This is a genomic window from Paraburkholderia sp. BL6665CI2N2, assembly GCF_004366535.1.
Lineage (GTDB): Bacteria > Pseudomonadota > Gammaproteobacteria > Burkholderiales > Burkholderiaceae > Paraburkholderia.
This window is the reverse complement of sequence record NZ_SORC01000001.1, coordinates 3717867-3737246: the sequence shown is the minus strand read 5'-3', so window position 1 is coordinate 3737246 and position 19380 is coordinate 3717867. Positions and strand designations below refer to the sequence as shown.

Here is a 19380-nt window from a genome sequence, read left to right as displayed (position 1 = left end):
CATCCAGGGCGCCGCAAAGGCACGTCCGACGACATCGACCAGATCAATTCGCAACGGTCGATAAACCCGAGCCTGGAGACTGCGAAATGAGGATGAACCTTGGGGGAGGACAGTTTCATGAAGAGGTTTGAGGGTAAGGTCGTAATCGTCGTCGGCGCCGCCGGCCACGGCAACATGGGGCAGTGCCTTGCCCGACGCTTCGCCGGCGAAGGCGCCAGCGTGGTTGTGGCTGGACGACGCGCGGAGCCGTTGGATCAGCTGGCAAGCGAAATCGGAGGCGCGAGCCGGCTTTGCGATTTCACGCGCAAGGAAGACGTCGACGCCCTCGTCGCCTTCGCGCGCGAGCGCTACGGCCACGTCGATGTCGGCATCAACGCCACGGGATGGGGACTTCTCCGGCCGTTCGAAGACACGAGTGAGGAAGAACTGCAGGCGATGATGGATCTCCAGTTCAAGGGGCCCTTTCAGTTCATGCAGGCGCTCGTGAAAGCGATGAGCCAAAATCCGACGCCGGGGGGCTCGATCATCATGATCTCGTCAGCGACCGCGACGATCATGCTTGAGAACCACGCCGCCTATATGGGCACCAAGGCTGGCACCGACCACGTCGTGCGCTGTGTGGCCAACGACTTTGGCCATTTCGGCATTCGCGCCAATTCGATCTCTCCTGGCATCACTCGCACGCCGATGTCGGGTGACGCCCTGAACATCCCCGAGATATTGGGGGCCTTCGAGGCCGGCTATCCGCTCGGACGTATTGGCACTGTGGACGACGTCGCCGAAGCGGCTCTGTGGTTGGCAAGCGACGTGTGCTTCATGACGGGACAGAACCTGCAGGTCAATGGCGGCCTGACGCTGCGCCGCAATCCGACAGTGACGGAAATGGGCGCCGCCTATGCACGGGTGATCGCGGACCTGTCCGCATGACGGAATCAATGGGGCGGACACGATTGAATAATCGTCCGCCGCCGAACGTGTCGTGCGAGGGGAGGCCGTGGCGCAGCTAGAGGAAGCGGCGCCATGACAAATAAGTGCATCGGTGCTGGGGCACATCCACGCGATGCAGCTTTCCTGGTTATCAAATCAAGTAAAGCAAAGGAAATGGCGTGAGCATCTTCACAGTGATATCGCCTGAATTCAAGGATCAGGAACGACTGCAACTGGTGCATGAATTCGATGGCTTCGACGGGACCGGCCAGAACCGTTCGCCCGCGCTGCAATGGCACGGCGCGCCGGCAGGCACCAGGAGCTTCGCGCTGACGCTGTACGATCCGGACGCACCGACCGGCAGCGGCTTCTGGCACTGGATCCTGTTCGATATCGATTCGTCCGTCGCCCAGCTCGCCGCAGGCGTAGGCTCCACCGACGCCACTGACCTGGGCGCCAGCGGCACTCAGGTCACCAACGACTACGGCGCCACCGGCTACGGCGGTCCCTGCCCGCCCAAGGGCTTGCCGGCACACCGCTATATCTTCACCGTGCACGCGTTGGGTGTGCAGAAGCTGGAGCCGCCGGCCAACGCGCCCAACGCGGTGGTGCGCTTCTTGATCTACCAGAACACGCTCGCCACGGCCACCCTGACCGGCCTCTACAACCGCTGAGGGTGCGCCTTGCTGCGACTGTTTGAATCGCTCGCCAGCCCCTAGGCCGGGCTCGGAGCGGGCGGGCGGCGTTCCTGGTGCCGGTGGTGGGAGCGCTGGTGGATTCAATGGGGGCAGACACGATCGAATAATCCGATGCATTACAGCTCCCTCAATTTTGGAGACTGCACGATGAGAACGAACATAGCGATGCTGATACTGCTGGCGTTGTTGGCGACGCCGCTCACCACGAACGCCTGGGAGCGCGGCAAGGTCGAGAAATTTGCCACGTTGCCGCCGGGTGAGGCGCATCCCGAGGGGATCACCATCGACCGTCAGGGGAACGTCTACGTCGCCACAGTGGCGGCGAACAAACCTGAGACGAGTGAGGGAACGCTCATTGTGTTCGACCCACGTGGCAAGCATCTTCGGACTGTTCGGGTCAAAGGCTCAAGCAGGCTATTGCTCGACCTTGCATTCCATCCGCAGACCGGCAAGTTCCTTGTGGTCGATTACCAGGCCGCGAAGGTCTGGGTCGTCGATCCCAACACGGGTGCCGCATCCGTTTTCATGACGGTCACGGGTAATAATCCCGGCCTCGACGGGATGACGTTCGACGCTGCGGGCAACGTGTACGTGACCGACTCTCACCAGGGCATCATCTGGAAAACTGGACCGGGCGGCGGCGAAGCATTCGCGTGGGTCAAAAGCCCACTGCTCAGTCCGGCAAGGCCAGCACCGCGCATCGGCGCGAATGGTTTGGCGTTCAACAACGAGTGGACAGCGTTGTTCGTCGCCAACACAGCGAACGACACGATTGTCAAGATACCGGTGACCGGGTCGACGCTTGAACCTGGCACGCCTGAGGTCTTCGTCAATCGCGTCGGTGGGGGACCTGACGGCCTGATCATTGACGAGCACGATAACATCTGGACCGCGTGCAACCAGTCCAACGAAATTCTCGTACTCGAACCGACGCGGGGGCGAGTGATTGCAAAGCTCGGCGATTTCGGCGGAATCGATCGCGAGGGGGCGCCCATAGGCTTTCTCTGGTCGAACAGCCTCGTATTCCGCGGGGATGAGGTTCTTGTCACCAACCTTTCGCTCGATTTTGGCGCGGTCGTTTCGCAGTCTGAACGGACAATCGATGGACCGTGGGCTCACCAGGTGAAGGTCCACACCATCTCGAAAATCAAGAGGCGGATACCGGACATTTACTAGAAGTGACCGGATGCGCTCAAGAGTCCATGCCCAAACGGGGACTGGATCCGCGCCATAAGATGCGCGGTCCTTTTACCGCACATTCTCGATCGATCCCAGAAGTCGCTCTTCGCTCCGAGGCCGCGCGACTTCTCGGCACGTCCCAGTTGGGGCGATCCCAGCCTCGCCTTCGAACTGCGGTACGCGCGCCCGAGCTCCTCGTCATTCGGGCACATGAAGCGCAGGTGTGAATTGGACTAGCCAGATTGCTTGCATGGAGATGGGCCGCCAGGTACGGCTTCCAACGTCGGGACGCTGCGGGCCATAAAGCGCTGGCGTTTGATGGCGATTTACAGATATGTAGTACTAAATATGTCGGAACATCGAACATGAAATCGACATGAAGACACCTGGTCAGGACGATCACCGGGAACAAGGAGATATTGATGAAGCAAGCGCCGATAGGAGACAGCATGCGTGCGATCAGTCGGGGAGTTTGCGGTGCTACGTTGGTCCTTGCCGCAGGCCATGCAGTAGCGCAGTCGAGTGTGACGTTGTATGGGGTGGTCGACGTTTTTGGTCAGTATCTAAACAACGGTGGGACTCATTCGTTTTCCGAAAGAAGTGGCGGCTCCTCAGCGTCCCTTTTGGGGTTCAAGGGAAGTGAGGACCTCGGCCGCGGACTGGCGGCCGAATTTGACCTCGAGAGCGGCTTCAACGTGAACAACGGGACGTTCTTCGCGGACAGCAATGCGCTCTTCTATCGTCAGGCGTGGATCGGGTTGAGTCATGCCGACTTCGGTTCGCTGAGCTTCGGTCGTCAGTATCAACCGAGCTTCAAGGTTGTCTATCCCGTCGACCCCTTCCGCATCAACGAAGTGATTTCGCCGCTCGCCGCGGCCGTCCTTGCAATTGACCGAAACACGTTGTCGACGCAGAACGCCACCGGACGCACCAGCAATTCGATCAACTATCAATCGCCGAATCTGGGCGGTTTCACGTTCAACGCGATGTACGCGTTCGCCGCTACGGTCACGCAGCCTTTGCCGTCCACGTCGGGGAATTTTCTCGATGTATCCGCAACCTATTCTAACTATGGCCTGTTTGCTGGTTTCGGATACCAGTATCAGCATGCTGGACAGTTGAGCTTTCCCGGACTTCCTGACCGCCTGGATCTGGTTGGAACGGCTCACTACACGGGGGCATTGGCTTACCGGTTCGGTATCGTGAACCTGCAGTTCGCCTATCTGTACGTGCAACCCAAAGACGCCGCAGCGGGTTCACTCGCGGCCCGTCTTGGTACAGTCCATTCCGTCAGTATTGTTGAGGTGGGGGCGACGATTCAGGCGACGTCGCAGGATGCCATCCAGATCGCCGTAATTGAACGTAATGTGCGCGGTTCACACGACAATACGCCCGGAATAGAAGTGGGCGCGGAACATAGTCTTTCGAAGCGCACGTTCGTGTACATCCGGGCCGGCTATATGAAGAACAATGGAGGCGCGACGACGAGCTGGCCCGGTATCGCCGTGACCGAACCCAACGCGTCGCAGACGCTGGTGCTCATGGGCGTGACGCACCGGTTTTAGCGGACATATGTTGGCGGACCGGCGACCAATCTGCTCGGGGAAGAGGACAGTGATTTTTAGTCGGCTCAGCCGCGCCTGGGGTTTTGTCAACTTGCCGGTAGCGAGACGAAATGGTGGCAGAGGTCATCATTGCTCAGCAAGCATTCGACGGATTCTGGGTGAGGTCGGTGAATTCGTGCCACGCAGCGAATCGAGCCGCGAGGTGTTTTCGATAGGTTTTGTCGCGGTAAGGGCAAGGTGGCGAACAAACGGCAGTATAAGTAGGATTACTTACGCTGCCAGTGAGTAAAACTGCTGGGCACGAGTGTATCCGATGCCACGGTCTTGTATTTGGTCCTTGGCGATCATGTGCATGAGCTCGATGCCGCTCAACAGGATGTGGGCGCAACGAAAACTCTTGAAGCCGAGCATAGGTCGTGTACGTCGCTTGATCGCCCGATGATCTTGCTCGGCAATGTTGTTCAGATACTTGTTCTGGCGAATCTTGATCGGTGTTTCACGCTCCGCGTTGAGAGCATCCAGTGCGGCCAGGTTCGCACCGCTTTTTGTCGATTGTCACCGTCTCGGCCTCGCCCGTTCTGCTCGATTGACTTTTGGAAGTAACGCTCGCCGCAGCCTTGTCACGATGGGCACGGAGCAGAAAATCCACCGTGTTAGCTTCCTTGTCAACTGCGCGATACAAATACTTCCAATGGCCTCGGACCTTGAGTGGAGTAAGAAACAGGGCGTAGTCGAACTATTTCCCTGTTTCTCCTCCCCGAACCGGACTTGCACCTCTCAGCGCATCCGGCTCTCCATTGAGGTGTCGCTCATAGCAAAGGCAACATCAGCGTAGCGCGACTCGATGGTGCGGCGTGTCTCATCGCGCAATATGTACGGATTTTCAATGGGGGTTCGCCAAGTGAATCGCCCCTTGCGGCTGGTGACGAGGCGCCGAAGCGCCACTTCACCGTACCGACCCCGACTATCCAGGCCTTGCAGCACCCATGTCGTGGCCCTCCCCGGTTCAGGGGCCCGGATATGATCGCGCATTAGCGACCGGAAGCCACGCCGGTACTTGTGCGCAAGCCAATATCCTAGCTTCCAGAAGACGGTTCGGTCCAACCTGCTAAACAGGGTCGCCGTGTAGTCGGTGTACTGGTAGAAGGTTGCCCATCCCATCAGTTGCCGATTCAGGCTTTCCACCATATCCATCCGGTTCATGCTGTAATTGCTTGACAGCTGTTTGACCAGCCGCTCGGCAAAGCCCCGATACTTCTCCCACGGAATTGTCGTCACCGGTCGCATGCTGCCGCGTGGTCCGCGCTTGCGAATGATTCGATGGCCGAGGAAGACGAAACCGTCATTCACATGCGTGATATGGGTCTTCTCCATATTCAGCGTGAGCTTCAGCTTGCCTTCCAGGAACTCCCGACACGCTTCGCGTATTGCTTCGGCGTGCGCGCGGGTTCCTTTTACGACCACCACAAAGTCATCCGCATAACGACAGTAGGATACTGCTGGTTTCCACTGTCGATTTTCCCGCACAGCAATGGGCCGCTGTTTGAGAACAGCGAAGTTCCACGCCCACCGGTCCTTGCGTACCTTCTTGTTCAGGAAGTTCGTTTCCATCCACGCATCAAACTCATGCAACATGATGTTGGACAGCAGAGGCGAGATAACTCCGCCTTGAGGAACACCTTCACTAGCAGCACGGAATAGACCATGATCAACGCAGCCCGCCTTGATGAACTTCCAGAGCAGGGCAAGAAAGCGCTGATCGGCGATGCGCTTGCGGATCCCCTTCAGTAGCAGGTGGTGATGAACGGTGTCGAAGTAGCTGGCGAGGTCGCCCTCGATGACCCAACGTCCCGCAGCACTCTGCTCATCTCCAGCCGTTAACTGAAGTCTCACCATGCGCACAGCGTGGTGTACGCTGCGGGCCGGTCTGAAGCCATGTGAAGCCGGGTGGAAATCACTCTCCCAGATCGGCTCCATCGCCATCAGCATGGCCCGTTGAACAATTCGATCCCGCAGACTCGGGATGCCGAGTGGCCTGAGCTTGCCGTTCGCTTTCGGGATGTACACGCGGCGCGCCGGTAGCGGACTATACGAGCCCGCCAACAGTTCGTCGCGTATCGTCGCCAGTTCATGCTGGAGATTCTCCTCCATCATGCGCTTGCTGACACCGTCCACACCCGGCGTGCGAGCTCCGCTGGAGGCCAGCGTAATGCGAGCCGCTTCGCTCAGCCAAATCCTGTCGGCAATCAGTCTCAGAAGTCGATCGAACTTGCGTTCTTTGTCCTCCGTCGACCATGTCGCCAGTTTGCTTTGCATTTCACTGATTATCAAAGGTCTTCACCTCACTATGGTCAGTTAATCAACCCAGCAAACCACTTCAACTGCCTCCCTTCGCCATGTAACCGGCTTTCCCGGCCTCGGACTACTACAGAGGCTCCGCCAGCCTGCATATCATCGGGGGCACACTCCCTTGTCATTTATGCAAGCCTTCCCCAGTTCACATGCTGGACTCAACGCATGGGCGAGGTTGCCTATCGCAGTCTTTATCCTTGCTTGCCGCAAGTCGTCGCAGACACCACGGTCTAGCTGCGCGCTCTCCGTGGTTCCAGTTGGCCGGCATACATCTCCAGCCAGCGTTCGCGGCATCAGTCCATACGTGTGACCGGCGCCGATCCGCGTCCTGCCTCTTAAGCGGTGTAGGCAGGGGTGACGATTCAACCCTCAGATGCGTTTCAATAGGTTCGTGTCCCTCAACCGTCCCATGCTCAGCCTAGAAGCTCATCTTGGCGTAACCGCTTCGCCGCAAGCTCCGTTTCCCACGGACTTCGTCACCTTGCTAGTGTCAGCAAGTCACCGCCGCTTCGGCTCACTTTCTCTCGCAGCAGAGAAAGGGCATGTCCCGGTACTGCGACTTCAACTCCACCGGGTCCTGCATTCCAAACATGCTCAAGCAACTTCACCCCATGTGGGCGGGCTACGTTGGCTGGGCGTACTATACGTTTCATCCATTCGCCAGCTCCGACCGACGGCTTTCTTGTGGCGGCGAAAGGCCTTCTCCAAGACCGGCAAGACCTTGATGGCCCAGCGGTACACAGTTGAATGTGTCGACCGAAATTCCGCGCTCCGCCATCATCTCTTCCAGATGTCGAAGGCTCAGCGGATACGCCACATACCAGCGGACACACGGGAGGATCATATCTAGCGGATAGTGCAAACGCTTGAGCACCCGTGCCGAGGCTGGATTCAAAGTCGTCATCAAGCGCCCCATCGTTCGTGTTATCAGGCGCATGATACCGACGCTTACTGCGACAAAGCTTTAACAGCAGTCCATTGCTCAAAAAACCAAGGTCCTCGCGGCCAGCGATTTCCCGATGTCATGAACGAATCGCCGGCAAACGAAGGCGGGCGGTTAAGCGCCCGCCGCTCTGATCTATGAGGGCGGTCCGAAGCCCGGCTGGGATGTGGTGCGCGAAGCTGCGCAACTGTAACGCAGTCATCGCGACTGCGCATTTGGGTGGGCTTTGGGTTATTTCGGAAGCTGGGTCGGGACTTGCGTCGACGCCTGTGTCGGACGTTGCGGGATCTGCGGAAGCTGTGGAGGTTGCGGAAGCTGCGGCCCACCCTGTGAAAGCTGCTTCGCGGAGGGTTGCCCGGCGGACGCTTGCTGCAGAGACGGCAATTGCTGCGGCGGACTGCTTTGCGCAAGGACGGATGCACTAGTAAGGGATGCGAAAAGTACAAGGAATGTCTTCTTCATTTCAGTTCTCTACAGTGGGTTGCTTTGTTTTTTTGATGCGATTAGCAGCGGCAGGCCGTATCAACGTGCGGCCACGGTCGGCTTGTAACGCCAGGACGCTGTTGCGGTACTGAAGTCGACGCGTTTAGCCGACGCAACGTTGTCTGACGGGAGCGACACGGACGAACTAGTCACCCCGCCGTAGTTGTCGAACGCCTGTCGTTGGGCTTCCACGCGGGCTAACACCGCCTGAAAATCCATTGCATGTTGCGTATTGGCGCTCGTGCGTTCGTGGTAGCCGACCGTTTGACGCTGAACCGGTTGCGCAATCGCTTGCTCGTACGTTTGCGAGCCATCATTGTTAGCGAATGCGGCGGTTGAGAACGACAGGATCGACGCGACAACAGGGACGGGGATGAAGGTCTTCGACCTTGGCATGATCAGACTCCATATCGAGCGTCAGATGGCGACGCGGTGTTTGGGGAACGACGGTCTGGCGAGGCCTTGAGTGCTGTTTGCCAGTTCGTTGAGTGCCAGTTTAGTCACTTACCGTCTGCTTACAACCATCCCCATGGCAATAGATAGTTGTCGTCGCTGCAAGGTTGTAGCCGGTTGCGCTGAAGCGGTTGCGCGCTTCTTTAGTGTGTCCCGGCGGCAGGGGCAGTGGGACGGCTGAATGACACGCAGCAAATTCGTTTGGCGGTATCCGCTGGTCGTTACACAAACAAGATCGGCCGTCGAGCATGCGGGTTTCCATCGCCGCTCGTTGAGAAGACGCTACGTGGGTATCGGAATACGTCCGCTTGCTGCTCTTATGTCAGCGATCCGCGATGCACGTAAACTGTGCATTGAACATCTCGCAACTCATAATTGCGCACGTCGAATGGGGACACGTTTTGCTTATACTGCATCCACCTGAAAGTACGCTTCATTTTTACGTAGGAATACTTATGGAACACCAACTTATCTTCCACGCCGAATCATCGAACACGGAAGTCATTCACGACATCGTTCAGCACGCGTTGCGCAGCGCTGCTACGGCCTCCACCACGAATGGAGCTATCGATGTGCTTGGCCAGGCGCTACTAGAAGTCGAGCGCCTCGCCGTGCGCCCGAGCGTCCTGACGCACTGAGCCCTCTGCGAACTAGCCGAGAATCAGGCCGGCGCAACTCACCGCGTACCGGCGATGGTATGTAGTGGGTTAAACCGCGCCGATCGATATTGACTAACGAACCGTATATGATAACATTATCACCCAATGGCCCGTCCACGAAGTTGCTGTAGGCGAGTTGCCGCAATGCCAGCGAACGCTGCATCAACTGTGGAGATCTCACTCATGACTGTTCAACCAGACCTTAACGATTCGCCGCATCGGTGGCCGGAATGACGCGACGACCGCGCTTCTCTTTCGCCGTGCTGTGCTCGTTCCCGATTGCTGCGACGGTCTGCGGTTGTTCGGCGACCGTGATGCCTACGCCTCGCGTCATCGCGATTGTCGTTCCCGCGATGCAAGCACCGGGAGGGATGCCGCCGCCCGATCTGATGGCACCTCCATTGTGGATCCAGGTCACCGGGCAACCCGGCGGCCAATTGCAGACAGGCACCGGCAAGCCGGCGACACCGCAAGACCCGTCACGTCAGCAGGGTGATGACAGGCGGACCCGCAGCGCGGCTGGTTGCGCGACGCGGATCTGACGGATGCGCCGCGCCCTTGCGGCGCTGGGGATGATGTCATTGTTTGCGCTGTCCGTTGCACTCGTCATGCGGCTCATGTGCGTAGTCGTCCAGAAGGAGGGGCCGGAACTCATCAGGCAAATCTCCTTTATCGTCGCAAAGCTCGATGCATGGCTGAAGCCACGTCAGGCTTCTCTGGGGCTGGATTATTCGCTCGATGCGACGAATATTCGCGACGTGCTGGCGGCTCGTCTCAAAGCGGACTGGCAGGGCGCGATGCTTGCCCTATAGCAATACCTGCGCACCAGCAGCAACGTGATGATTAATGTCATGAGCAATGCAGTGTTGATGCCACTCGTCCTGTTCTATCTGCTCTACGACAGGCACGAGGCGTTCGCGCGCATGCAGAGCTTCGTGCCGCGGCGCTGGCTCGGCAAGACGCGCGAATTCGTCGGTGAGATCGATTGCATGATGTCGCAGTACCTGCGCGGTCAATTGCTGGTGATTGCAATGCTCGCCGTGTTCTATCCGACTGTGCTGACTATTGCAGGGCTGGATCTGGCGGTGCCCGTCGGCCTGTTTAGCGCGCTTGCGGTATTCGTTCCCTACATCGGCTTTGCAACCGGCCTCGCGTTCGCGCACCTCGCGGCGCTCCTGCAATTCGGTGACTGGTACGGGCTGGCCGTGGTGGTCGTGGTGTATGGCGTCGGCCAGATTCTTGAAAGCTTTGTGCTGACGCCTAGACTGGTTGGCGAGCGCATCGGCCTTCATCCGCTCGCGATCATCTTTGCGTTGCTGGCTTTTGGGCGGCTGTACGGATTCTTCGGTGTACTGCTCGCGTTGTCGGTCAGCGCCATCCTCGCGTCGGCATTGCGGGAACTGCGCCGCCGCTATCTCGCTAGCGCGCTTTACCAGAGCTGACCGGTATAACGATCGCCCGATCCGAACTCCGGGCGCCTGCCCGCCTGCTTACCGACACGAGACCATACCGGGCCACCACACCTGCGAAGGCAGGGAAACGCCGCGCTAGCTGCACGGTCACGGCAAGCTCGGAGCATCGGGGGCAGTGGGCAGCGGACGTCGCGCGATCTTCTCAGCCTCTACACGTGTGAGACCGAACGCCTGCAAGACGATGGCCGCGGTTCGCTGGGCAAACTTCTCTTCCCTCGAGCGAAGCACTTTTCGCGCACGAACAGCCCGCTTCGACGAGGCGGCCAGGTGCAGCTCGGCGGCAGCTCCCCCGAGCACCGTGCCAACCACGGAGATCACGGACATGAGCCGGTCTGCGACCACAAAGCGCCTTTCTGAAATGCCCCTCTCGCTATCGCGCAGCAGGCGTTGACCGAGACCCCTGCTCAGCGCGCGCGGCGACAAACCTTCGCGGATGAGGAGTTGCCCCCAAACCGGCTCGCGGTAGGCCCGCAGGAGCGTGTGGCGGACGGAGACGGCGATCACTTCAGCTGGATCGGACAACCCCGCGGCGATGTGATCGAGCGTATCCGCAAATTCCTCGAACATCCATTCGATGAGCGCCGTGAACATGCCTTCCTTGGATTCGAAGTGGTTATAGAAGGAACCGAACCCGACGTCGGCTGCCTCGGTGATTTCGTTAATGGTCACGGAGGTCAAACCCTTGGCCGCCACCAGTTTCAGCGCAGCATCGAGCAGGCGCGCGCGCGTCTCGCGTTTGCGACGGGCACCGCGCGGATAGCTTCGGTTGAGCGCGTCGCGGGACGCAGTTGGCGCCTTGAGCGCGCGTCCGCGGCTCGCGCGCGGCTTGGGGGCTTGGGGCATGTCGGCTCCGTGGTCGTGATTATTGAAATTTCCAGATTGTAGATTTATATGTCATGGTTGACAATATACTCAGTAATGGGTCTAATCTCACCCGAGACCGCCGGCAACCGGACGTACGAAGGGCCGATCGATGGCGACGGAGCGAAAAATGCCTTTCCGGTCTCGCCAAGTCTTCGGGCGAAACTGACAGGCTGGCAGATCATTGCGCCTAGGCATAAGCGGGCGCGGCGTCGACCACTGACAGCGTGAGTCGTACCCGGGTGGCGTGCCCCGATATGTACGTCTAAAGAAGGACAACTAACGTATCAACAGAGCTGGTTTTGTAGGTCCTCGCTGATAGCAAACTGTGCTTACTGGCACTTCAGGTTTGCACCGCATGAGGAAACTTTCTTACTTGGGTTATTGCCCGTCTTGTGAACATCGTGAAACATTCCGGCCTTATCGCGCAGGCGCCCGCGCGTTGCTTCTTACCTTCCTTCGTCCAATCTCTGCAATGCGCACGCGTGGCGCTTGCGGCCTGCTGCGCGGGTCCTGTTCTCGGCTTGCCACCCGCGGGAAGCGGCCGCTCCGGAGCCGAAGCCCGTGGTCGCCGTGGCCGTGCACGCTGACGGGCGCACGGTAAGTGCTTCGCTGCCGGCTCAGGTGCAGGCTCGCTACTCCACGGCGCTTTCGTTCAGAGTGGGCGGTAAGATCATCGAACGGCGCCTTCGTCTCGGCGACGCGGTCAAGGCGGGGCAGGCCGTTGCGCTCCTCGATCCGACGGATCTGCGCAGTAACCTGGCGAACGCGCGAGCGCAACTCGATGCCGCCGAACACCGGTTTGTCTACGCGACGCAGCAGCTCAATCGGGATCAAGCGCAGGCGCAAGCAAACCTGATTGCACCTGCGCAGCTTGAACAGACGCAGGACGCGTACGCTTCCGCTACTGCGCAGCGCGACTCGGCGCTCGCGCAGATGGCGCTCGCGTCGGACAATCTGCGCTATGCGACGCTGACAGCGGACCACGACGGCGTGATTACGTCGGAGGACGCCGACACGGGCCAGAACGTTCAGGCAACCCAATCCATCTATCACCTCGACTGGACAGGCGACGTAGATGTCGTCTGCGACGCACCCGAGCGGACGCTCAGTTCGCTGACAGTCGGCAGCATGGCGCGCGTAACGCTATCGGCGCTACCCGGCAAGACCTTCGAGGCCCGCGTGCGCGAGGTGTCGCCAGGTGCGGATCCGCAAAGCCGCACCTGGCGCGTCAAGCTTACCCTGAACGCTCCCACCCCTGAAGTGCGCCTCGGCATGACGGCCACCGTTGCGTTCGATATCGTCGGTGGCGCGTCGGGCGCACAGCCGTTCACTGTGCCGGTGACGGCGCTCTTTCATCAGGGCGAGAACCCCGCAGTCTGGGTGGTGCGTGCCGGCACCGATACGCTCGAGCTGCGCCCTGTGACGGTGCAGCGATATGACGAGCGCACGGTCTCCATCGCATCGGGCCTCCACGACGGCGACCGAGTCATGGTGCAGGGCGTACACGCCGTGAGCACAGGCCAGCATGTGCAGGTGGTGGCGCCGCTGCATCCGGAGGATTCCCCGTCATGAACTCACGCGACGATGAATCCGTGCGCAAGAGCGCGCCTGTCCCGTCTTCCGGCGAAGACAGATCTGGCGAAGGCGGCTTCAATCTTTCCGCCTGGGCGCTGCGTCATCAGCAGCTCGTGATCTTTCTGATTGGCCTCGCCACGCTTTTCGGTGTGATCGGTTATACGAAACTCGCGCAGTCGGAGGATCCGCCGTTCACCTTCCGCACGATGGTGATCAAGACCTACTGGCCTGGTGCGACTGCGCGCGAAGTGCAGGAACAGATCACTGACCGGATCGGCCGCCAGTTGCAGGCCGCGCCGAACATCGACAACATCAAGAGCTACTCGCGCCCGGGCGAGTCGATGATCTTCTTCGCCATGAAGGACTCGGCCCCCGTCAAGGAAGTGCCGGAAACCTGGTATCAGGTGCGCAAGAAGGTTGGCGACATTGCCGCGACGCTGCCGAAGGGCACGGTCGGCCCGTTTTTCAACGACGAGTTCGGTGACGTCTACACCAACATCTATGCGCTTGAAGGCGACGGCTTTTCGCCGGCGCAACTGCACGACTACGCTGACAAGCTGCGCACGGTCCTGCTGCGCCTACCCGGGGTGGCCAAGGTCGACTATTTCGGCGACCCCGATCAGCGCATCTTCGTCGAAATATCGAATGCGCAGCTCACGCGGCTCTCGATTTCGCCGCAACAGCTCGCGCAGGCGATCGACGCGCAGAACACCGTGGCGCCCGTCGGCACCATCACGACCGCCGACGACCGCGTGTTCGTGCGTCCGAGCGGCGCGTTCAAGGACGTGCAGGCGCTCTCGGACATGATGATCACCATCAACAGGCGCACGTTCCGGCTGGGCGACATCGCGAAGGTCACGCGCGGTTATGACGACCCGCCGGCGACCCAGATGCGCGTTGGCGGCCAGGCGGTGCTCGGCATCGGCGTGACGATGCAAAAGGGCGGCGACGTGATCGACCTCGGCAAGGCGCTCGACGCAAAAGCCGCCGAACTGCAGGCCACGCTGCCGGCGGGTCTGAAACTCGCGCCGGTGTCGAGCATGCCGCACGCGGTCAAGCACTCGGTGGACGAGTTCGTGAAATCGGTTGGCGAAGCGGTGGCGATCGTGCTGGTCGTGAGCCTCGTCTCGCTCGGCCTGCGCACGGGCATGGTCGTCGTGATCACGATTCCGATCGTGCTGGCGGTGACGGCGCTTTGCATGCACATGTTCAATATCGGGCTTGACAAGGTTTCGCTCGGTACGCTCGTACTCGCGCTGGGCCTGCTCGTCGACGACGCGATCATCGCCGTCGAAATGATGGCGGTGAAGCTGGAGGAGGGCTGGAGCCGGGCGCGCTCGGCAGCGTTCGCGTATACCAGCACGGCATTCCCGATGCTGACAGGCACGCTCGTCACCGTATGCGGCTTCCTGCCGATTGCGCTGGCCAAATCGAGCACGGGCGAATACACGCGTTCGATCTTCGAGGTGTCGGCCATCGCGCTGATCGTTTCGTGGTTCGCGGCCGTCGTGCTGGTGCCATTGCTGGGTTATTACCTGCTGCCGGAACGCAAGCCTGAACCCGGCGGTGCACACCATGATCCGCATGAAATCGGCAACACCGGCTTCTACCGGCACCTGTCGGGGTGGGTTGCGTGGTGCGTCGAGCGTCGATGGGTCGTGCTCGGCGTCACCGTCGTGCTTTTCGCGATTTCCATGCTGGCCTTCACGCGCGTGCCGCAGCAGTTCTTCCCGAACTCGGAACGGCCGGAACTGCTGGTCGATCTGCGGTTGCCGGAAGGCGCCTCGTTCGAAGCGACGCTGCGTGAAGCGAAGCGCCTGGAAGCGGTGCTGGACGGCAAAGCCGAAATCGACCACTTCGTCGACTTCGTCGGCACCGGCGCGCCGCGCTTTTACCTGACGCTCGACCAGCAGCTTCAGCAGCCGAATTTCGCGCAATTCGTGATTACGGCTAAGAGCGTGGAAAACCGCGAGGAACTGATGCGCTGGCTCGACGGCAAGCTCGAGAAGGATTTCTCCGGCGTGCGGGCGCGCGTTTCCCGGCTCGAGAATGGTCCGCCGGTCGGCTTCCCGATCAAATTCCGCGTCAGTGGCGACGATATCGCAACCGTGCGATCGATCGCTCAAGACGTGTCGGACAAGGTCCGCGCTGATCCGCGTACGCGCAACGTGCAGTTCGACTGGGACGAGCCGGCGGAGCGCTCGATCTCGTTCGAGATCGACCAGAACCGGGCGCGCCAGCTTGGTGTCAGCTCGGAAGATGTATCGAACTTCCTCGCGATGACGCTGTCGGGCTACACGGTGACGCAGTACCGCGAGCGCGACAAGCTGATCAGTGTCGATCTGCGTGCGCCAAAAACCGAACGCGTCGACCCGGCACAGCTTACGAGCCTCGCAATGCCGACGCCCAACGGCCCGGTGCCGCTCGCCTCGCTCGGGCACGTGCGCAATACGCTCGAGTACGGCGTCATCTGGCAACGTGACCGCCAGCCGACCATCACGGTGCAGGCGGACGTGCGCGGCGACGCGCAGGGCATCGACGTGACCCACGACATCGAACGTGCGCTCGCGGCGCAAACCGCCAGGCTGCCGGTCGGCTATCGCATTCAGGTGGGCGGCGCGGTCGAAGAAAGCGTGAAGGGCCAGACGTCGATTAATGCCGAAATGCCGTTGATGATCATCGCCGTGCTGCTGTTGCTGATGATCCAGCTCAAGAACTTCGCGCGGACCTTCATCGTCGTGCTGACGGCGCCGCTCGGCCTGATCGGCGTCGTGGCCGCGCTGCTGCTGTTCGGCAAGCCCTTCGGCTTCGTCGCGCTGCTGGGCGTGATTGCGATGTTCGGCATCATCATGCGCAACTCCGTGATTCTGGTCGACCAGATCGATCAGGATATCGCGGCAGGGCATGCGCGCTTCGACGCGATTATCGGCGCAACGATAAGGCGTTTCAGGCCGATCATGCTGACGGCTGCGGCCGCCGTGCTCGCCCTCATTCCGCTGCTGCGCTCGGGCTTCTTCGGTCCGATGGCGACCGCACTGATGGGCGGCATCACGATCGCCACAGTACTGACCGTGTTCTTCCTGCCCGCGCTGTACGCGGCGTGCTTCAGGGTCCGGCACGACGAGCGCGGGGTGCAGCCGGTCGTCGCCGAACATGCGGAGAATTGATGATGAGACTTTCGTATAAGACATCCGTGATGGCCGTGGCTGCGGCCATCGCACTGACGGCCTGCACGTTCGGCCCGAACGGCGCGCCCCCGGCGATGCCTTCGCCCGTGCACTACGGTGCCGAAGCACAACCGGCCAGGACCGTCACCGCGTCCGGCGTCGCGCAGCAGTTCGATGTCGGCGCAGTGGGCGTTCCGCAATGGTGGCGGCTTTACCGGTCGGACGCGCTGAGTGCACTGGTCGAGGAAGGCTTGGGCAACAGCCCCACGCTCGGGGCTGCGCAGCGCACGCTCGCAGCCGCGCAGCAGGAACTGCGCGCCCAGGTCGGCGCATCGACGCTGCCTTCAATCGATGCTGCCGCACAGGTCGATCGCGGGCGTTCACCGGTTGTGCCCGGCCTCGGCCCCAGTGAGGTTCGCTACAACTTTTTTGCCGGACAGTTTCTCGCGTCCTACACGTTCGACCTGTTCGGTGCGACCCGTTCGGCGAACGCGGCCAGCGCCGCTCGCGTAGACGTGCAGGCGTATCAACTGGAGGCGGCGCGGCGCGCGCTCGCGGCAAACATCGTCGGTACGACGATCAGCGTGGCGGCACTCGATCGCCAGATCACGCTCACCGAACGGCTCGTCGCCGTGGCCAGGACGGCCGCGGACGAGGACCAGCAACGCTACGCACTCGGCTCGGTCTCGCGTGTGCAGGCGCTTGGGTCGACGCAGGATGCGGCTTCGGCCGCGGCGAGTCTTCCTGCGTTACGCCAGCAGCGCGCCACGGCAATTCACGCGCTCGCGGTGCTCATGGGCCGCACGCCGGACAACGCGCCGGCGGTTCCCGACCTCGACAGCCTGAGCTTGCCTGAACACGTGCCCGTCGTGGTGCCGTCGGACCTGCTGCGTTCGCGCCCCGACGTTCAGGCAGCCGACGCCGCCGTGAAAGCCGCTGCCGCCGATGTCGGCGCTGCGACCGCGCAGCTCTTTCCGAGCCTGTCGCTGACGGCTTCGATGGGCCGCGGCGGCTTTAGCTGGCCGGCGGTTCTCTCGGGCGCGGGCGGGCTGTGGGCGATCGGTGCGGGACTGTCGCAGCCGATTTTCCATGGCGGCGCGCTGTTCGCGCACCGCAAGGCGTCAATCGATGCTTACGATGCGGCGGTGCTGAACTACAAGTCCACCGTTCTGTCGGCGTTCCAGAATGTCGCGGATTCGCTTGCCGCGCTGGATAACGACGCACAGACACTCGCGTCGACTGCAGCAGCGGCACAGGCCGCGCAGGCGGCGTTCGACGATACCGCGTCGCGCCGCCGCATGGGTTCGCTGCCGTCAACAGCGGAGCATGCCAGCGAGCAGCGCTTTCTCAGCGCACAGATCGGCGCCGTGCGCGCGGCAAGCCAGCGCATGACCGATACCGCTGCACTGTTCCAGTCGATGGGCGAACTGCCGCCAGGCCAGCCGCAAACAGCGTCGACGCAATGATCGCGCGTCGATGAAGCCGCGGAGGGCGGCCTGCCAGTCAGGCCGCTTTTCCTTGACTGTACCGCCGGTATCGGAGCAGTCGTTTTCAATCCGAAATAACAATGCGCCGACGTACAGGAAGGGTCAAGCCGGACTTCACGTGCATCGAACGCGCCACAACTTCAGGTTGTCCAGTTCCCAGTATGGAATATAAGAAACTGATCGCCTGTCACGAGTGCGATCTGCTGTTTCGCAAGCCTCTGCTGCGGGACGGGCAGGCTGCGAGTTGCTCGCGCTGCCGTGCGAGCCTGGAAGGAACGCAGGGAGCGAGCGTGCCCCTCGACCGGATTGGTGCGCTCACCGTCGCAGCTTTGATCACATTCTGTATAGCGCAGGCTTTCCCGGTCATACAACTGCAGACCAACGGTATGACCTCGGAGGCGACGTTACTTGGCGCGGTGTGGGCGTTATGGACGGGCCACATGCGCATCGTCGCAACGATGGTGTTGTGCTCAGCGATCCTGTTTCCGCTGATCGAACTCCTCGCGCTTCTCTATGTGCTTGTTCCGCTGCGCCTTGGCAAGGTGGTACGTCATTTCAATCGAATGCTTCGCGTCGTGCAGATCATCAGGCCATGGGGCATGGTGGAAGTGTTCATGCTTGGCGTGGTCATCACGATCGTGAAAATGGTCAGCATGGCGCAGGTGATCCCTGGGCCAGGACTGTTTGCATTCGGCGCACTCACGTTGATGTTGGCGTTTCTCGGCGCTTTCGACCCGCGCGTGCTGTGGTCAGCGCGGGACGAAATAAAGCTTCGACAACCCACCGAGATCCGCTGGACCAGGGTAAAGCGCCGGTGCGCCTCGCGACGGCTGAGGTTCTTCGGGCTGAAGCCCGCGCCGGCGGTGCATTGGACGGCGCGGCGCGCCGGGCTCGTAGCGTGTCATACCTGTGGACTGGTGCAGAAGCACATTGCGGGATCGTCGGACCAGCGCTGCTCCCGGTGCGAATCGATGCTTCACACGCGCCATCCCGATAGCGTGACGCGCACGTCGAGCCTCGTTCTTGCCGCGGCACTCGCCTACATACCCGCGAACCTGTTGCCTATCATGCACGCGGCGTCCCTCGGCCACTCGGAGGACGACACTATCCTCGGCGGTGTGGCGTACTTCTGGACTTCAGGCGACTGGCCGCTCGCCGTCGTTGTGTTCGTCGCCAGCGTCGTCGTGCCGATGCTCAAGCTCGCGATTCTCACGCTGCAGATCGTAGCGGCCCGTTGCAGTCCGGACTGGCAACCGCTCGAACGCGCGAGGCTGCACCGGCTCGTCGAGTGCGTAGGCCGCTGGTCGATGCTCGACGTCTTCGTTGTCGCACTGACGGTCGCGTTGGTGCACTTCGGTTCGTTTGCCGTTGTCACTGCCGGTCCGGGCGCGTTGGCCTTCGGCGCGGTGGTGATTCTCACCATGCTCGCGTCGCATCAGTTCGATCCGCGGCTGATCTGGGACAACGTGCGCTGCGAGCCAGCGCGTGGTTCACGGCCATGAACGAATTCCTTTAGCGGCTTCCGCGCTTCTCAATAACCTCATATTTTCTACCCA

14 protein-coding genes and 2 pseudogenes are annotated in these 19380 nt (G+C 61.0%); 11 read left to right on the top strand and 5 right to left on the bottom strand.

Annotated elements, in window-relative coordinates:
• The first annotated feature begins 117 nt into the window (after positions 1 to 117).
• The 4 genes from B0G81_RS16675 (at position 118) to B0G81_RS16660 (ending at position 4369) form a co-directional block, all read left to right on the top strand.
• Positions 118 to 927 carry an SDR family oxidoreductase gene (locus B0G81_RS16675; RefSeq protein ID WP_134137658.1) on the top strand — a complete coding sequence of 270 codons (810 nt, stop codon included), beginning with the start codon at positions 118 to 120 and terminating at the stop codon, positions 925 to 927.
• Positions 928 to 1106: 179 nt separating this feature from the next.
• A complete protein-coding gene (locus tag B0G81_RS16670) occupies positions 1107 to 1601 on the top strand; it encodes a YbhB/YbcL family Raf kinase inhibitor-like protein (protein WP_134137654.1) in 495 nt (164 codons plus the stop codon).
• Positions 1602 to 1790: 189 nt separating this feature from the next.
• Positions 1791 to 2801 carry an SMP-30/gluconolactonase/LRE family protein gene (locus B0G81_RS16665; RefSeq protein ID WP_134137651.1) on the top strand — a complete coding sequence of 337 codons (1011 nt, stop codon included), beginning with the start codon at positions 1791 to 1793 and terminating at the stop codon, positions 2799 to 2801.
• Between the two features lie 452 nt (positions 2802 to 3253).
• Positions 3254 to 4369, top strand: a complete 1116-nt coding sequence (locus B0G81_RS16660) for a porin (RefSeq protein ID WP_134143144.1) — start codon at positions 3254 to 3256, stop codon at positions 4367 to 4369.
• 270 nt (positions 4370 to 4639) lie between these two features.
• Here the strand turns inward: B0G81_RS16660 and B0G81_RS16650 are convergent.
• The 4 genes and pseudogenes from B0G81_RS16650 to B0G81_RS16635 form a co-directional block, all read right to left on the bottom strand.
• Positions 4640 to 5084 (bottom strand): annotated as a pseudogene (locus tag B0G81_RS16650) (DDE-type integrase/transposase/recombinase); the annotation flags it as partial.
• Positions 5085 to 5146: 62 nt separating this feature from the next.
• Positions 5147 to 6700 carry a group II intron reverse transcriptase/maturase gene (gene ltrA, locus B0G81_RS16645; protein WP_347877464.1) on the bottom strand — a complete coding sequence of 518 codons (1554 nt, stop codon included), beginning with the start codon at positions 6698 to 6700 and terminating at the stop codon, positions 5147 to 5149.
• Between the two features lie 663 nt (positions 6701 to 7363).
• Positions 7364 to 7625: pseudogene (locus B0G81_RS16640) on the bottom strand (IS6 family transposase); the annotation flags it as partial.
• Between the two features lie 561 nt (positions 7626 to 8186).
• Entirely contained in the window at positions 8187 to 8543 is a 357-nt protein-coding gene (locus B0G81_RS16635; protein ID WP_134137648.1) for a hypothetical protein, read from the bottom strand.
• A 512-nt stretch (positions 8544 to 9055) separates the two neighbouring features.
• Here B0G81_RS16635 and B0G81_RS16630 point away from each other — a divergent pair.
• The 3 genes from B0G81_RS16630 (at position 9056) to B0G81_RS16620 (ending at position 10701) form a co-directional block, all read left to right on the top strand.
• Positions 9056 to 9238, top strand: a complete 183-nt coding sequence (locus B0G81_RS16630) for a hypothetical protein (protein WP_134137642.1) — start codon at positions 9056 to 9058, stop codon at positions 9236 to 9238.
• A 566-nt stretch (positions 9239 to 9804) separates the two neighbouring features.
• Positions 9805 to 10071 carry a hypothetical protein gene (locus B0G81_RS45595; RefSeq protein WP_347877463.1) on the top strand — a complete coding sequence of 89 codons (267 nt, stop codon included), beginning with the start codon at positions 9805 to 9807 and terminating at the stop codon, positions 10069 to 10071.
• Positions 10072 to 10110: 39 nt separating this feature from the next.
• Positions 10111 to 10701: an AI-2E family transporter gene (locus B0G81_RS16620; RefSeq protein ID WP_347877462.1), complete on the top strand. Its 591-nt coding sequence runs from the start codon at positions 10111 to 10113 to the stop codon at positions 10699 to 10701.
• 117 nt (positions 10702 to 10818) lie between these two features.
• Here B0G81_RS16620 and B0G81_RS16615 read toward each other — a convergent pair whose 3' ends face one another.
• Positions 10819 to 11574, bottom strand: a complete 756-nt coding sequence (locus B0G81_RS16615) for a TetR/AcrR family transcriptional regulator (protein ID WP_134137634.1) — start codon at positions 11572 to 11574, stop codon at positions 10819 to 10821.
• Between the two features lie 510 nt (positions 11575 to 12084).
• Between B0G81_RS16615 and B0G81_RS16610 the strand changes: the two genes are divergently transcribed.
• The 4 genes from B0G81_RS16610 (at position 12085) to B0G81_RS16595 (ending at position 19326) form a co-directional block, all read left to right on the top strand.
• Positions 12085 to 13167, top strand: coding sequence for an efflux RND transporter periplasmic adaptor subunit (locus B0G81_RS16610; RefSeq protein ID WP_347877461.1), 1083 nt, complete (start codon positions 12085 to 12087; stop codon positions 13165 to 13167).
• A complete protein-coding gene (locus tag B0G81_RS16605) occupies positions 13164 to 16337 on the top strand; it encodes an efflux RND transporter permease subunit (RefSeq protein ID WP_134137630.1) in 3174 nt (1057 codons plus the stop codon). The genes B0G81_RS16610 and B0G81_RS16605 overlap by 4 nt, the downstream gene beginning before the upstream one ends.
• Positions 16338 to 16339: 2 nt before the next feature.
• Entirely contained in the window at positions 16340 to 17803 is a 1464-nt protein-coding gene (locus B0G81_RS16600) for an efflux transporter outer membrane subunit (RefSeq protein ID WP_134143141.1), read from the top strand.
• Positions 17804 to 17985: 182 nt separating this feature from the next.
• A complete protein-coding gene (locus tag B0G81_RS16595) occupies positions 17986 to 19326 on the top strand; it encodes a paraquat-inducible protein A (protein WP_134137628.1) in 1341 nt (446 codons plus the stop codon).
• Positions 19327 to 19380: the final 54 nt, after the last annotated feature.

Bases quoted from the DNA above. Each gene is read 5' to 3' on its own strand.
- B0G81_RS16620 (WP_347877462.1), top strand. From the start codon at position 10,111: ATGAGCAATGCAGTGTTGATGCCACTCGTCCTGTTCTATCTGCTCTAC.
- B0G81_RS16630 (WP_134137642.1), top strand. From the start codon at position 9,056: ATGGAACACCAACTTATCTTCCACGCCGAATCATCGAACACGGAAGTC.
- B0G81_RS16600 (WP_134143141.1), top strand. From the start codon at position 16,340: ATGAGACTTTCGTATAAGACATCCGTGATGGCCGTGGCTGCGGCCATC.
- B0G81_RS16635 (WP_134137648.1), bottom strand. From the start codon at position 8,543: ATGCCAAGGTCGAAGACCTTCATCCCCGTCCCTGTTGTCGCGTCGATC.
- B0G81_RS16595 (WP_134137628.1), top strand. From the start codon at position 17,986: ATGGAATATAAGAAACTGATCGCCTGTCACGAGTGCGATCTGCTGTTT.
- B0G81_RS16605 (WP_134137630.1), top strand. From the start codon at position 13,164: ATGAACTCACGCGACGATGAATCCGTGCGCAAGAGCGCGCCTGTCCCG.
- B0G81_RS16660 (WP_134143144.1), top strand. From the start codon at position 3,254: ATGCGTGCGATCAGTCGGGGAGTTTGCGGTGCTACGTTGGTCCTTGCC.
- B0G81_RS45595 (WP_347877463.1), top strand. From the start codon at position 9,805: ATGCGCCGCGCCCTTGCGGCGCTGGGGATGATGTCATTGTTTGCGCTG.
- B0G81_RS16665 (WP_134137651.1), top strand. From the start codon at position 1,791: ATGCTGATACTGCTGGCGTTGTTGGCGACGCCGCTCACCACGAACGCC.
- B0G81_RS16615 (WP_134137634.1), bottom strand. From the start codon at position 11,574: ATGCCCCAAGCCCCCAAGCCGCGCGCGAGCCGCGGACGCGCGCTCAAG.
- B0G81_RS16675 (WP_134137658.1), top strand. From the start codon at position 118: ATGAAGAGGTTTGAGGGTAAGGTCGTAATCGTCGTCGGCGCCGCCGGC.